At 68.1% G+C, this 13817-nt stretch carries 12 protein-coding genes and 4 pseudogenes; 7 read left to right on the top strand and 9 right to left on the bottom strand.

Going from position 1 to position 13817, the window contains the following annotated elements; translation table 11 throughout:
- Nucleotides 1–80 precede the first annotated feature (80 nt).
- Nucleotides 81–668 carry a transposase gene (locus tag ACIRF8_RS35555; protein ID WP_404222023.1) on the top strand — a complete coding sequence of 196 codons (588 nt, stop codon included), beginning with the start codon at nt 81–83 and terminating at the stop codon, nt 666–668.
- A gap of 9 nt (nt 669–677) precedes the next feature.
- Here the strand turns inward: ACIRF8_RS35555 and ACIRF8_RS35550 are convergent, their stop codons facing one another.
- Nucleotides 678–953, bottom strand: a complete 276-nt coding sequence (locus tag ACIRF8_RS35550) for a hypothetical protein (RefSeq protein ID WP_404222021.1) — start codon at nt 951–953, stop codon at nt 678–680.
- 180 nt (nt 954–1133) lie between these two features.
- Between ACIRF8_RS35550 and ACIRF8_RS35545 the strand changes: the two are divergent.
- Nucleotides 1134–1859 (top strand): annotated as a pseudogene (locus ACIRF8_RS35545) (alpha/beta hydrolase); the annotation flags it as partial.
- 351 nt (nt 1860–2210) lie between these two features.
- Nucleotides 2211–2462: pseudogene (locus ACIRF8_RS35540) on the top strand (dTDP-4-dehydrorhamnose reductase); the annotation flags it as partial.
- Here ACIRF8_RS35540 and ACIRF8_RS35535 read toward each other — a convergent pair.
- From ACIRF8_RS35535 to ACIRF8_RS35520, 4 genes are all read right to left on the bottom strand, one after another.
- Nucleotides 2457–2798 (bottom strand): PaaI family thioesterase, encoded by a 342-nt coding sequence (locus ACIRF8_RS35535; RefSeq protein WP_404222121.1) that lies wholly within the window; start codon nt 2796–2798, stop codon nt 2457–2459. The pseudogene ACIRF8_RS35540 and the gene ACIRF8_RS35535 overlap by 6 nt on opposite strands.
- Before the next feature lie 160 nt (nt 2799–2958).
- The gene (locus ACIRF8_RS35530; RefSeq protein ID WP_404222018.1) at nt 2959–5199 is read right to left on the bottom strand and encodes a molybdopterin-dependent oxidoreductase; all 2241 of its coding nucleotides are present in this window, start codon (nt 5197–5199) and stop codon (nt 2959–2961) included.
- 96 nt (nt 5200–5295) lie between these two features.
- Nucleotides 5296–5967, bottom strand: coding sequence for an enoyl-CoA hydratase-related protein (locus ACIRF8_RS35525; protein ID WP_404222016.1), 672 nt, complete (start codon nt 5965–5967; stop codon nt 5296–5298).
- A 47-nt stretch (nt 5968–6014) separates the two neighbouring features.
- Nucleotides 6015–6599: a TetR/AcrR family transcriptional regulator gene (locus ACIRF8_RS35520; RefSeq protein WP_404222118.1), complete on the bottom strand. Its 585-nt coding sequence runs from the start codon at nt 6597–6599 to the stop codon at nt 6015–6017.
- Between ACIRF8_RS35520 and ACIRF8_RS35515 the strand changes: the two genes are divergently transcribed.
- Complete coding sequence (locus tag ACIRF8_RS35515; RefSeq protein ID WP_404222137.1) at nt 6525–6851, top strand: hypothetical protein; 327 nt, start codon at nt 6525–6527, stop codon at nt 6849–6851. The two genes, ACIRF8_RS35520 and ACIRF8_RS35515, sit on opposite strands and share 75 nt — an antisense overlap.
- A gap of 275 nt (nt 6852–7126) precedes the next feature.
- On the opposite strand, the pseudogene ACIRF8_RS35510 reads toward ACIRF8_RS35515, so the two are convergent.
- A pseudogene (locus ACIRF8_RS35510) lies at nt 7127–7618 on the bottom strand (helicase associated domain-containing protein); the annotation flags it as partial.
- 51 nt (nt 7619–7669) lie between these two features.
- Between ACIRF8_RS35510 and ACIRF8_RS35505 the strand changes: the two are divergent.
- Together ACIRF8_RS35505 and ACIRF8_RS35500 are read left to right on the top strand one after the other, a co-directional pair.
- Nucleotides 7670–9295 (top strand): annotated as a pseudogene (locus tag ACIRF8_RS35505) (ISAzo13 family transposase).
- 812 nt (nt 9296–10107) lie between these two features.
- Nucleotides 10108–10893, top strand: coding sequence for an NAD(P)H-dependent oxidoreductase (locus ACIRF8_RS35500; protein ID WP_404222014.1), 786 nt, complete (start codon nt 10108–10110; stop codon nt 10891–10893).
- Between the two features lie 201 nt (nt 10894–11094).
- On the opposite strand, the gene ACIRF8_RS35495 is transcribed toward ACIRF8_RS35500, so the two are convergent.
- The 3 genes from ACIRF8_RS35495 to ACIRF8_RS35485 all read right to left on the bottom strand — a co-directional run bounded on the left by ACIRF8_RS35495 (nt 11095) and on the right by ACIRF8_RS35485 (nt 12818).
- The gene (locus ACIRF8_RS35495; RefSeq protein WP_404222116.1) at nt 11095–11358 is read right to left on the bottom strand and encodes a helicase associated domain-containing protein; all 264 of its coding nucleotides are present in this window, start codon (nt 11356–11358) and stop codon (nt 11095–11097) included.
- Between the two features lie 71 nt (nt 11359–11429).
- Nucleotides 11430–12179 (bottom strand): DEAD/DEAH box helicase family protein, encoded by a 750-nt coding sequence (locus tag ACIRF8_RS35490; protein WP_404222012.1) that lies wholly within the window; start codon nt 12177–12179, stop codon nt 11430–11432.
- 105 nt (nt 12180–12284) lie between these two features.
- The gene (locus ACIRF8_RS35485) at nt 12285–12818 is read right to left on the bottom strand and encodes an HD domain-containing protein (protein ID WP_404222010.1); all 534 of its coding nucleotides are present in this window, start codon (nt 12816–12818) and stop codon (nt 12285–12287) included.
- Nucleotides 12819–13190: 372 nt separating this feature from the next.
- On the opposite strand from ACIRF8_RS35485, the gene ACIRF8_RS35480 reads away from it, so the two are divergent.
- Entirely contained in the window at nt 13191–13613 is a 423-nt protein-coding gene (locus ACIRF8_RS35480; RefSeq protein ID WP_404222008.1) for a hypothetical protein, read from the top strand.
- Nucleotides 13614–13817 lie beyond the last annotated feature (204 nt).

Raw genomic sequence — 13817 nt, 5'->3', positions numbered from 1 at the left:
GCCCGGCAGCTCGGCATGACGCTCAACACGATCCTGCGCTTCTCCCGCGCCGCCACCCCGGAGGAGATGTTCACCGGGCAGTGGCAAACCGTCCGACCACGCTGGACACCTACAAGCCCTACCTCGATCAGCGTTGGCAGGAAGGATGCACCAACGCCTGGAAACTGTGGGAGGAGATCAAAGAACAGGGATATCCCCGGGGTTACGCCAGGGTCCGTGCCTACGCAAGCAGGAACCTCCGCGGCAAGCCCCGACCGGTCGGCCCTCGTCCGCCCTCGGCCCGTTCCGTCACACGCTGGCTCCTCACCCACCCCGACGCCCTGCCCGAAAGTGACCGGATCCAGCTCAAGGCCGTACTGGCCAACTGCCATGAACTGGCCGCGCTCTCCGAGCACGTGCGCTCCTTCGCTCGCATGGTCACCGAGCTGGAGGGCGAGCGTCTGCCGGAATGGATCACATCCGCCCGCGCTGCCAGCGACCTGCCCAGCCTCAGCCGGTTCGCTCAGCACCTCGAACGTGACCTCAACGCGGTCATCGCCGGCCTCACGCTGCCCTGGAACTCGGGCGTCGTGGAAGGACACGTCAACCGGATCAAGATGCTCAAGCGTCAGATGTTCGGCCGCGCAGGATTCGAACTCCTCCGCAAGCGGGTCCTGCTCTACGCATAGGGACGCAGGTCAGGAGTCTTCCTCGACGAGGCCGAATCCCTCGGGGAAGGACAGCAAGAATTCGCGACGCGATGGGTCCTTCTCCTCCGAAGCCATCGAGCCGAGCAAATCCATGAACTCACTTCGCTGATCAACCGACAGATGGGACACCAGAGCGGCAACACCCTCCAGGACCCTCACCGCGTCATCCGGGTCCATCTGCTCGTTTTCGCACCCTTCGACGAACCAGAGAACGTCGACCAGCGCCTCGGCCAGAGCACGTGTCAGCGACGGATACCCGGACACAGCATTACCTCTTCCAGAGACTGATAGAGCACGGTCATCCCACCACACGCCACTGACATCACCGCCGGTGAGCTCTCCACAACCAGTGGGCCAGAGCCCAGGCTTCGACAGCGTTTGGTCACGACTTTGGACAGCATCCTGGTCATCCCGTGTTCGATTCCATGCATCGTCGCTGTGGCGATGAGGGGTGGGAGTCGGCTCACACCGGTACAGCGGTTAGCGCTTCGGTGCTTTTGTCCGTCGTGCGCGAGCAGTGGAGTCCCTCGTGCCGGCGAATCCGTTCTTGGCCTTGTCGGACGGGGCGTCCGGGTTGTCGTCGCTGGTCAGGCGCCTAGGAGAAATCCTTCCCATTGTGGACACGCCGCACCGGGGGCACTCTCGACACGTGGCATCCGGGCAGCGGACGGACCAGCCGCCCCCCGCGGGCAGACAGATGCCTACACCTGCGCCCTGTCGGCCTCACCGGCTACGGCCAGGGCGGCGCGGGGAAACGCAACGACCGAGGAGTACAGCGCGAAGCGCAAGATCACCTTCGACCGTGACGGTCTGACCCTGGTGGGCAACCTGTTCACCCCGGACGACCTCGACGAGAACGGCCGCTACCCGGCGGTGATCGTGCAGGGCTCGTTCACCTCGGTCAAGGAGCAGATGGCGGGAACCTGCGCTGAGAAGTTCGCCGGGCAGGGCTTCGTCGCCCTCAGCTTCGACTACGCCCACTACGGCGAGAGCGAGGGCCAGCCGCGTCAGTACGAGTCGCCCGCCGAGAAGCTCAGCGACCTCAAGGCGGCCGTCACCTACCTGACCGATCTGCCCTACGTGGACGACATCGGCATGGTCGGCGTGTGCACCTCGGCCAGCAACGCGGTCTACCTCGCCGCCAAGGACCCGCGCCTCAAGGGCATGGCGACGATCGCCGGGTTCCTCGTCAACGAGGACGTCTTCACCGCCACCTACGGCGAGGACGGCATGGCCACGCGCCGTGAGCAGGCGGCCGCGGCCCGCAAGAAGTACGAGGAGACCGGCGAGGCGACGACCATCACGGTCTACAGCGAGACCGACCCGGACGCGGCCGACTACATCCCCGTCGAGGGCGCCTTCGACTACTACGACAACGAGGCGCGGGGCAACGTCGCGCAGTACAAGAATGAGCTCGACGTCTCCTCGTCGACGAACTGGCTCGCCTTCGACGCGCTGGGCCAGGCGTCGTCCGTCACGACTCCGACGATCGTCGTGCACTCCGACGAGAGCGCGCTGCCCGACCTCGCGACCGGGTCCCGAGCCGGAGCCCTGTTCACCGACGACGTCCGCTGCCCCGTGCATGTCGATGACCTCGCCGCCGCCCTGCTGGAGCTTGCCTTGACCGACGCGCGCGGCATCCACCACCTTGCAGGTGCTGACTCCGTGAGTCGTCACACCGTTGGCGTTCTCATTGCCCACCGCGACGGGCTCGACGCCTCCCGTCTGCCGGAGGGCCTCCGGGGAGCCGCCGCGCTTCCCGGCGATCTAAATGATCATGCAGGTGGTGGTGGCGTGGGCGATCAGTTTGCCCTGTTCGTCGAGGACCTTTCCTTCGGCGGTGGCGGTGCGGCGGCCTGCGTGGATGACGGTACCGGTGGCGGTGAGGGTCTGGCCGTCGGTGCGGGCGGCGCGGATGTAGTTGACCTTGAGTTCGAGGGTGGTGTAGCCGGTTCCGGCGGGGAGGGTGGTGTGGACGGCGCAGCCCATGGCGGAGTCGAGGAGGGTGGCGGCGATGCCGCCGTGGACGGTTCCGAGGGGGTTGGCGAAGTCGGGGCGGGTGTCGAGGGAGCTGACGATGCGGCCGTGGTCGACCTCGTCGAAGCGCATGCCGAGCAAGCGGCCGATGGAGGGGATGTCGGCGGGCCGTTCGGTCTGTACCCAGCGCATCAGTTCCAGGCCGGTCATGGCAGCGAAGTCGGTGGTGGTCACGGGTCGTTCTCCTTGCGTGGTGCTGGTGGTGCCGCCGCCGGGGGAGGCGGTGTGTCCGTCAGGCGGGAAGAGGCTCGATGCGGGCGGGGACGTGCTTGTGCCAGGGGGTGCCGGCGATGGGGTCGCGCCAGGTGAGGTCGGTGAGGGTGTTCAGGGCAACCCCGGTGCGTTCGGTGCCGCCGTCCTGGGTGGGCAGGTCGAGGCCGAAGCCGTTGGGCAGGGCCGCGTGGCCGGGTTGCAGGCGGTCGTCGATCTCGACGACCGCCTGAGCGGTGCCGCGGCTCGTGGTGATCCGGGCGGGGGCTCCGTCGGACAGACCGAGTTGCTCGGCGTCGTGGGGGCTGACGCGCAGGGCGCCCTGGGTGTCGCGCTTGCGCCAGGCGTTGTCGCGGAAGATTGTGTTCGCGGTGAACGCCCGGCGCTGGCCTGCGGCCAGGACGATGGGGAAGTCCTCGGTGGTGTGAACGGCCGGGGTGGAGTCCAGGTCGGCGAGAAGACCGAGGAGTTCGGGGATCGGCAGCGGGATACGGCGGTCGGGATGGGGGACGTAGTTCCAGGCATCGGCGTACTCGTCCTCGGTGAACGTGATCCCGGACCGGCCCTCCAGCATCGCGTCGAAGAGGGCGTCGGCGCTCGCGTGTCCGGCCCGGCGCATCGCGAGCGGGTACTCCTTGGCGATGCGCTGCGCGAGCGCCCACAGCACCGCGGCGGAGCGGGCGCCCGAGGGAAGGGTGGGGCCAAGGGTCTCGTACAGCAGGTGCGGGGCCATGGCGAGCGTGCTCTTGTCGAGGACGGCCAGGGCGGCGAAGGCGAGCTTGTACGGGGTGCGGCCCAGGCGAGCCGCCGCGCGCAGCGCGGCGAGCTTGACGCGGGGGACGGCGTCCAGTTCGCGGACGAGGCGGGCGTAGATCTCGGGTTCGGGCAGGGTGCCGGGCAGCGGGTCGAGGACCGGGGCGCGCAGGTGGAAGGTGTTGTGGGGGAACTCGAAGGTGAAGAAGGTCGCCTCCCATTTCTCGAACTGGGAGGCGGCGGGAAGGACGTAGTCGGCTTGGCGGCCGGTCTCGGTCAGGGCGATGTCGATGACGACGACCAGGTCGAGCGCGGCGAGCGCCTTCGCGAAGGCGGCGGAGTCGGCCAGGGAGTGCGCGGGGTTGGACGACTCGATGATCATCACGCGGAACCGGTCGGGGTGATCGGTGAGGATCTCCTCGGCGATGACGTTGCAGGGCACCAGGCCGCCGGGCATCCGCGCTCCGGTGACGGGGGTGCGGCGCGGGCTGGTGGAGTAGCGGGCCAGCGGCGCGATCCACGAGTGCGGCTGCATGGCACCGGGCGTGGCGAAGTTCCCGGTCAGCAGCCAGGTCAGCTTATTGAGGTAGGACACGAGCGTGCTGTTGGGACCCTGCTGCACGCCCAGATCCTCGTACGTCGAGAGGCTGGAGGCGTTGCCGATGACGCGGGCCGCCCGGCGCAGCAGATCCTCGTCCACGCCGCAGGTCTGAGCGCAGTGGGCGACGTCCACCGCCTTGAGCTGGGCGATGACGGTGTCGGCGCCGGTGGTGTGGGCGGCGAGGAAGGCGTGGTCGAGGAGGTCTTCCTGAACCAGGACGCCGAGGAGGCCGGCCAGGCACCAGGCGTCGGTGCCGGGCTTGACCTGGAGGTGGATGTCGGCGAGGTCGGCCGTCTCGGTGCGGACCGGGTCGATGACGATCATCGTGCGGGCGGGGTCCTTGGTGATGTCCTTGAGCACGGTGCGGGCGCGCGGCACGCCGTGGGACTGCCAGGGGTTCTTGCCGAGGAAGAGAGAGACCTCGGCGCGGGTGAAATCGCCGGTGGTGTGTCCGCCGGTGAGGTGGGCGTCGACGTGTCCCTCGCCGGTCTTCTCCTGGGCGAGGGGGTTGGAGCGGTAGCGGGCGCCGAGGGCGCGCAGCAGGGCGCCGCTGTAGGCGCCGCCGAGGTGGTTGCCCTGTCCGCCGCCGCCGTAGAAGAAGATCGATTCCCCGCCGTGGGTGTCGCGCACGGTCTTCAGCCGGGTGGCGATCTCGCGGACGGCGGTGTCCCAGTCGATGGGGGTGAAGGTGCCGTCCGTCTCCCGCCGCAGGGGCGTGGTGAGGCGGGCTCCGCCGTTTTGGTAGTGGTCCAGGCGCAGGGCCTTGTTGCAGGTGTAGCCGGTGGTGGCGACGTGGTCCTTGTCGCCGCGGATCTTGGCGAAGCGGCGGCCGTCGGTCTGGATCTGGATGCCGCAGTTGTTCTCGCACAGGATGCACGCGCTCTTGTGCCAGGCGGATTCGGCGGTCATCGGCGTTGTCTCCTCGTGCGGTCGGCGGATGAGGCAGCCCGCGCCCAGGGCGAAGAGCCCGGGGCGCGGGGCGTGTGCGGTCGGTGAGGTGCCGGCTCAGCCAAGCGGGTTGGCGGTGTCGCGCAGGGTGGCCAGGGCCGGGGCGTACATGCGGGCCTTGATGGTGCCCAGAGTGTCGCCGGCCTTGTTCACCTGCGCCCGGGCGATCTCGATCGCGGTGGACCGCACGGCGTCCTCGCTGACGGCCCGGTCGACGATGCCGGCGGCCGCGGCGTCGGCGCCGCCGTAGCGGCGGGCGGTGAGCATGGCCTCGTGCGCGGTCTGCGGAGCCAGCCGGGACTGGATGAGCGCGGCCATGCCCCGGGTGAAGGGGATGTTGATGTCCGCCTCGGGCAGGCACCAGTAGCCGCGGTCGGCGCGCATCACGCGGAAGTCGTGAGCCAGGGAGAACATCGCGCCGGCGGCGAAGGTGTGCCCCTGCAGGGCGGCCACCGTGACAAGGGGCAGCGACAGCATCCGCGCGAACAGCTCGTGGGCGGAGACGACATAGTCCTGGTGCTGGTCGGCGTGGGCGATCAGCCACTCCAGATCGAGCCCGTTGGAGTAGAACTTCCCCGTCGCGGCGGTGACCAGGGCGCGGGGCCCCTCCGCCTTCTCCACCTCGTCGAGCGCGGCGTCGACGGCGGTGAGCCAGTCGGGGTGGAAGCGGTTCTCTCCGTCTCCGAGGTCGAGGACGAAGACGTTGTCGTGGCGGTCGAGCGAGGGCAAGGCGACTCCTTCGGACTGAGCTGGCATGGGGCGAAAACGACTGCGGGCTATGTCCCAGGCCGAGGTCCGGAACCGGCGCCGGGGCGGTCGCGCAGGGCATAGAGGAGAAGATCGTGGATCTCGGCGGCGGCGGCCTCGATCGGGGCAGTGCTCTGCTCGGCCCGGCACATGATCACCGCGCCTTCGACCGCCGCGATGATGAAGGCGCCGAGCCGACGGCTGCGTTCCTCAGTCAGGCTGTGCCGTACGAAGAAGGCTGCGAGCGCTTCCTGCCAACGCGCGAAGACGGCGGCAGCGGAGCGAGCGAGCTGAGGGGCGTCGTCGTTGGTCTCGACGGCCACCGCCACGATCGGGCAGCCGGCCCGGAAACCGCTCTCCACGAGTCGGTCGCGCCACAACATGAAGAACGCGTCGACAGCCTCCACCGGATCATCCGCCTGCATGGCGGCATCGATCAGACCCGCGATGAAGTCCCCCGCCAGCGCCACCGCCTCATCGATGAGCTGCGCCCGACCGCCGGGGAAATGGTGATACACCGAGCCCCGAGGGGCTCCGCTGTGCGCGAGGACCCGGTCGATGCTGGTCGCGCTCGCCCCGTACTCACGCAGCAGGGCAGCGGCACTGAGAATCATCCGGTCACGGCTTTCACTCTCATCGGCCAGATCATCCTCGACTTCGACGCGATGGAGCTGCCCGCACAACCCGGCCGGACCCGCACCGCCTACAGCACCGGACCCGGCACCCCCAAGCACGACGCCCTACGGCTCCTCGCCAGCTGGGCCGCCACCGAGAACGCTCTCCTGCCGACAGCTCCGATTCCGCCGACCGGTGAACCCGGCGCAGTGACCACCAGGTACGCGATTCTCGCGAAGGGCCATTTCTGAAGAACCGGAGCTCTTCATCATGACCTCCGACGGGACGGGTATGCGCGACGGTTCCTTCGCCCCGGTCGGGGAGCTACAGACTTCTCAGCTCTTGCATGTCCTATGCCATACCCCATAAGTTACCGGCAGGTAGAAAATCCGTTCGCGGAGGCCACGTCGTCGTCGGGAGGTGCTGGGCAGGTGAGTCCGCGCAGCCGATGGCCGATGGCCGATGGCCGATCGCCGGTGGCGGAGGATTTACGGCTGGTGTGGTGCAGGCGGACGTTGTGCTTGACCTAGGCGGTGCGGAAAGCCCTGCCCAGATTCCGCAGCGCGCCCAGCTGCTCCGCGGTGAGCTTGTCGCGCCGAGTCTTGGTGTTCGAGACTCACACCCCCAGCTTCACCGCCACCGGCTCCGCGTCACCGTCGACTGCGATCGGCTCGCTGTGGCCGCGGGGGACTGCCCGCTGACCTTCCCGCTCCACCCACTGCGCGAGGGCCGCCGCGCCCCGCTGGAACGCCTGCTGCGACTTGGTCGGGCCCCTTCGTCGTACGCAGGGGGCCGCCGGGGCGGCAGGCGCCGCCTCAGCAGGCTGCACACCCAGCGCGGACAGCCGCTCCTGCTGCTCGCCCGACATCTGCGCCCAGGCGACCGGCTGCTTCTGCCGCTGAAGCCACTTGCCCAGGTCGTCGCCCTCGAACAGCACCCCGGGTTCGATGGCCGGCAGTACGTCGTCAGCGTCGACCAGGCCGGCGAGGGCGCGGTAGTGCCGCTGCCAGTCTAAGGGCTTGCAGATCATCAAGGTGTTGCTTCTCGTCCCGTGTCTCGTTGATGTGGTATGCGCATCCCGGACCAAATCCTTGCCCAACTCGCTGTGAAGTTAGCGGTGTTGTTCCCGCATCTGGACGAGCGGCAGCGACGGCTGCTGATGGCTGCAGAGGCCCGCGTCCCGGGGCACGGTGGTGTGTGGGCCGTCGCGCGTGCGGCCTCGGTGAGTGAGACCACAATCCGCAAGGGCGTGTCCGAGCTGGAGGCTGGCGAGGAGCCTCTGGGGCGGGTGCGGCGGCCGGGCGGGGGCGCAAGAGAGTCGCAGATCTCGATCCGGGGCTGCGGCCGGCACTGCTGGCGCTGGTCGAGCCGGACGAGCGCGGCGATCCGATGTCGCCGCTGCGGTGGACAGTGAAGTCGACCCGCACGCTGGCGCGGGAGCTGGCCCGGACCGGGCACAAAGTCAGTGCGGACACCGTCGCGGACTTGCTGCGAGAGGATGGCTTCAGTCTGCAGGCCAACGCCAAGACCATCGAGGGAAGCCAACATGCGGACGGGGATGCCCAGTTCAACTACCTCAACGAGCAGGCCCGCGATCACCGGGATGCCGGTCAGCCGGTAATCAGCGTGGACACCAAAAAGAAGGAACTGGTCGGCGGATTCAAAAACACCGGACGCCAATGGCGGCCTGCGGCTGATCCGATGCCGGTGAACGTCCATGACTTCGCCGACCCCCAGCTGGGCAAGGCCGTCCCGTACGGGATCTACGATCTCGCGGCCAACACCGGCTGGGTCAACGTGGGCACCGATCACGACACCGCCGCGTTCGCAGTGGAATCGATCCACCGCTGGTGGTCCGGCCACGGCTGGGCCACCTACCCGCAGGCAACACGACTGCTCATCACCGCCGACGCGGGTGGCTCAAACGGCTACCGCACCCGGGCCTGGAAGCTCCAACTCGCCCGGCTCGCGGCCGAAACAGGACTGACGATCACCGTCTGCCACCTGCCGCCGGGCACATCGAAGTGGAACAAAATCGAGCACCGGCTCTTCTCGTACATCACCATGAACTGGCGCGGCCGCCCGCTGACCAGCCACGAAGTCATCGTCCAGTCCATCGCCGCGACCACCACCCGTACCGGACTACGCGTCATGGCCGAGCTCGACACCAACGTCCACCCGACCGGGGACCAGATCGGCGACGCGGAGATGGCGGCCCTGCCACTGACCCGACACGCCTTCCATGGCGACTGGAACTATGCCGTGCACCCCCAGCCATGCCCTGCTGTCCCAGCGCCCGGCCCCGCAGAAGCCAACCCCGAAGTGGGATCATGCGCTCCTGTCCGACCCCTTCCTGACCGGCATGTCCCGGCAGCAACCGAGCGATCTCACCGATACTTTGGCCGTCGACGGCGACGTCAAGCGCGGCCGCCCGCCCCGACTCGCCTTCCCCGACCAGATCCTGGTGGCCGTCCTTCACTTGCGGGTCGCCCCGGCCGCGGAACCTCTCGCCGTGCTGTTCGGCAGCAGCCGGACAGCGATGCACCGCACCCTGCTGAAGATCAGGACACTACTCAAGGCGCACAGCATCGTCATCCCGCCGGCGGCCACCCCGCCCTCCGCCCTCACAGCCCTCCAGGCTCGGGTTCGAGCCGTAAGCGACAACCCCAGCAGCATGATCAAGATGACGCGTTGATGATCTGCAAGCCCTTAGTTGACACACTGTGCGGGCGTACATCGTGGTCTCACACCACGATCCCTGACGCCGGGGTCGAGAGGAGGAGAGTCGCTATGTGGACACCCCACGACGTGGCGCGCGAGATGATCGGAGGCAAGGCCGAGGGACTCACCCTCGACCCAGGTTCGCGAGACGATCGAGCGCGAACGGGACTTTGCCGGTGAGGCACCCGGCCCGCTGTCCCAGGGTGCCCGTGCCGCCCGCCGGGCCCGCGCTGAGGAATCGGACCGCATCATCGACCTGAGGTGCGAGCAGGGGATGGCTGTCTACCGGGTGCAGGACGCCCCGGACGCGGTGGCGTGGGCCGCCGACCGCACCGCCCGCAAGGAAGTGAGCGCTACGCGGCATGCGCAGTGGCGACAAGACCGCCGGGACGTGACGCACGGGCTCCGCCTGGACCTGCACGTGGGCGAGGAGACCACGACCCGGTTGCGGGAGCGCCCGCCCGCACCGGGGCCGGCATCGAACGCGTCCTCGCGTTGCTCGTCGCGCACGTGGAGACCGACGAGCCCGGCGCCCTGGTCGTGCCGCCCGTTCACCTGTCCGACCACGACCGCGGACCTACCTCGGCTGTGTGAACGCGTGTGAGCCCGGCGGGCGTGAGGCGGGCAATACGGGTCACTGGAGGACCGGGTGGGCGCGGCGGTCAAGGGCAGGGCACGACGGCGTCCTGTCCGAACGATCACGAAACGTACACGGCCCGCTGGCAGACAGCAGTGAGGCTCATGTGGCGACCTAAGGTCAAAAACATCCGATCTGAAGGAATCCACATGAAGACGCTGGTTGTCCACGCCCACCCAGAGCCGAAGTCGCTCAACAGCTCCCTCAAGGACCTGACAGTGTCCACCTTGGAGAGCGCCGGCCATGAGGTACGGGTGAGCGATCTTTACGCGATGAACTGGAAGGCGGTGCTGGACGCCGCAGACTACGGTCTGGACGCCTCGCACCGGCTCAAGGTCGCCCTCGACTCAGGCCGGGCCTTCGAAAGCGGAGCGCTCACTGCGGATGTCCTCGCCGAGCAGGAGAAGCTGCTGTGGGCCGACACGATCATCTTCCATTTTCCGCTGTGGTGGTACACGATGCCCGCGATCCTCAAGGGCTGGGTGGACCGGGTGTTCACCTTCCGCTTCGCGTACGGCGTCGGCGAGCACAACGAAACGAAGTACGGCGAGCGTTTCGGTGAAGGAACCCTGGCGGGCAAGCGGGCCATGCTGTCGGTCACCACCGGCGGCCCGGAATCACATTACGACGCGCGCGGAATCAATGGCCCCATCGACGACCTGCTCTTCCCGATCCAGCATGGCATCCTCTACTACCCGGGCATCGAGGTGCTGCCGCCGTTCGTGCTGTACAGCGCCGACCGGATGACCGACGAGGAGTACCAGGACGTCGCCAAGGCCTGGAAGCAGCGCCTGCTCACCATGGAGTCGACCGAACCGATCGCGTTCCGGCGGCAGAACTTCGGGGACTACGAGATTCCCTCGCTGCGTCTGAAGGAAGGACTGGAGCCCGCAGGCCGCACGGGTTTCGGGCTGCACGTGCGCAGCCACCGGTAGTTCGCCGAATCCGGCGGTGGTGCGAGTTGACGACGGGCCGGGCTGGTCGTAAGCCGGTGGTAGGAGCCAACTGCGCTGTCGTGAGCCGAAGATGACCGCTCGCCACCCGTGTCCCCTGTGCCGGGGGCGGTTCACAATGGGGCAGGAGGCGAACATAGAGCTGGCCAGCGCCCGTGATTTGTTCGGAGTGTGACGCGGCATCTACCAGCGCATGCCCAACCGGTCGAGGCTGGCTCGCCGTTGGCCGGTGAGTTTGTCGGCGCGGCGGCGGGTGTTGGCGGTCCACATGCCGAGGTCGACCAGGACGCTGCCCTCGGGCGTGACCTCCCGTTCGGTCGCGGCCGGTCCGGCCAGTTCCACGGCCAGGGCCTCGACGTGTTTGCGGGGGACGTTGAGGTATCCTTCGCGCGCATGAAACTGGCGGGCGGCCGTCAGGTTGAGCGCCCACTTGTGGTCCTGTGTCACCTTCACCGGCCGCTCGTTCTCAGGAGCCGGCTCGATCCCTAGGACGTCCAGCAGCCACTGCTGCGCCGCCGCTAGTTGCTCGAAGTTGTAGCGCTGTGCGGTGACCCACCGTCCGAGGTCTTCGCCCTGGACCACGACGTCCCCGGCCTTCGTGGGCAGGCTCCCGCCGTCGGCCAGGTGCGCCTGCACGAGGCACAGGCAGCGTTGCCATCCGGCGTCCCAGGCCGGGCACCAGCCGGGGTCGACGTCGTCGAGCAGATGGCGCCGCTCCTCGGTGAGCGCGCCCGCCTCTGACCCGACCGGCTCCCCGGCCTCGCGCCGCGCGGCGATCTGGTCGGCGAGTCTGGCGGCGTCGTTGCGGTCATGTACAGCCGCCGCACCGCCCGGAGCTTGTCCTGATCGTGCACAGCCGCCCACGGCTTCAGCCCATCCCCACTCGTGCGGTGGGCCCCGTCGACCACGACCAGGCCGAACTCCTCCAGACCCAGCGCGTGTGCCTTGCGCACCACGTCCACGGACGCGTACGTGCCGAACAGCGTGACGGTCTCCAGATCCCGCACCCACGCAGCGAGCACCGCCTCGTCCGTCGTACATGGCAGCCCGCCAGAGTCCTTCGCGGGCAGCGAGCACACCCCGACGATCGGCCCCGACCGACCACCATCCCGCCGCCACGCAGTGGCCATCTGCACCAGCAGATCGAGCGTCGGCACCAACACCAACACCCGCCGCGCCCCAAGCCGCTGCGCGGTGGCGGCGGCGATGAGGGTCTTGCCGGAGCCGGTCGCGGCGATGCACTGGCACCGCAACCCCGCCTCCGGCACACGCCCATCCGCGGGCCCCTGCAGCGCCCGCACGACGGCATCGACGGCCTCGACCTGGTGAAGGCCGCAGAACCTGCCCAGCAGCCCGTTCAGGGGCCCGCCTGGTCATCGCTGGCCCAGCTCGGCGAGCAGGGACGGGTTGACGATGGACACGACGGTCTCGATGTCCGCCTGCCCAGCCGCCGGCCACAGTTCAATCCGTGCCGTCCGGTACTTCGCCGCCAGCCGCTCCCGCTTCTGCGCAGGCAACTGGGCGGCCCGGTCGGGGTGGCTGTTGTGCGCGTTGTCGGCGATCTTCAGCAACGTCGCCTGAGGATCAGCGGTGATCCGGCGAACCTTCTCCTCGTACGCCATGCCCGCCTGGTTCGTCACCGCCTTCACGATCTCCACCACCCGCGCAGGCACCCCACGTTGCAACAGGTCGTCAGCGCTCACCTCGGTGTCCTCCAGGACGTCGTGCAGCAGCCCCGCCATCACCAGCTCGTCGCCGAACGGAACGAGGCCAGCCGCAACCGCCCGGACACGCTCGATATAAGGGACACCGATTTTGTCGAACTGGCCCGCGTGCGCGGAAGCGGCCAGAGAATCCACCTCCTCAACGGAAATACCCGCATTTTCGAGATGGGCTTCCTGAGCCACATCACGAATTCTCTCCTCCTGGGGATCGGAGCTGAGTTCAGGATTCAGCGGGGCTCAAAATGCACACACCATCCGATGCCCCTCCATCGCGCACTCGCGGTGGAGGAGCGCCCTCGATCGGGTAGGCATCCTGAGTACAGATGTTAGCGGGCCAGCCAAGATGACACACTGAGTTGAAAGAGGTTGTCTTGAACCGTACAAGACTGAACCTTCGAAGCCTGAAGCCGACCGTTTCCGACCGGGACGAGGCCACAGGGGGGGCGGAAACAGAAGGTAGCGTGCCAAGCTCTTTGATACACAAGGTCGGGGCAAGTTATCTGAAGCCTGTGAGACTGGAAGCTTCGAGGCGAGAGCTCGAGGGAGGAGCGGCACATGTTCGAAGAACTCAGGGCTGATGAACAGAGCGTCGCCGAGTGGAACCGTCTTGCCGAGACCGTAGTCAGAGAGCTCCGGCTCGCAGGTTTCACGGCTACACCAGGCCCGGGCAGGGACGCGGTCCCGGGCGCGCAGGTGGTGGTCGATCCGCTCGGTGATGGGGGCGGGGGAGTCTTTGTCAGTTGGCACAGGGACCCGGCCCTGACGAGAGACGTGCTGGAGAAAATGACGCACGGAGAAGACGTTCGTCAGATGCCTGAGGTCCGGCACAGCGGAGTGATCGCCGCAGAGATGCACCGGGCCATGCTCGCAATTCTTAACTCCGCGGGCTTCACCGCTACGGACGGAAGTACCGATATGGACCCCTTCACGATCCGTGTGGAGCCAGGCGGGAAAGACGCGGCAGTACCCTGCTCGTAGCCGCTGCTTCAGTTGAATGCGCGGAGCGGATTCAACTGAGGTCGGATCGCGGAGCGAGCCGGCCGCCGGGCCGCGGAGCGGATCCGGCAAGGCGCCACGGAGTGGCGTCTAACTCGCCGACGAAGTCGGCGAGTTGCTCCCGTGCGGAGCACGGGATACCGCCGCGTAGCGGCGGCGCGTCGTGTCTGCGGAGCAGACCGCGCG

Source organism: Streptomyces sp. NPDC102406, assembly GCF_044765725.1.
GTDB lineage: Bacteria > Actinomycetota > Actinomycetes > Streptomycetales > Streptomycetaceae > Streptomyces.
The sequence above is the reverse complement of the archived record's forward strand: the minus strand, read 5'-3'. Positions and strand labels throughout refer to the sequence as shown.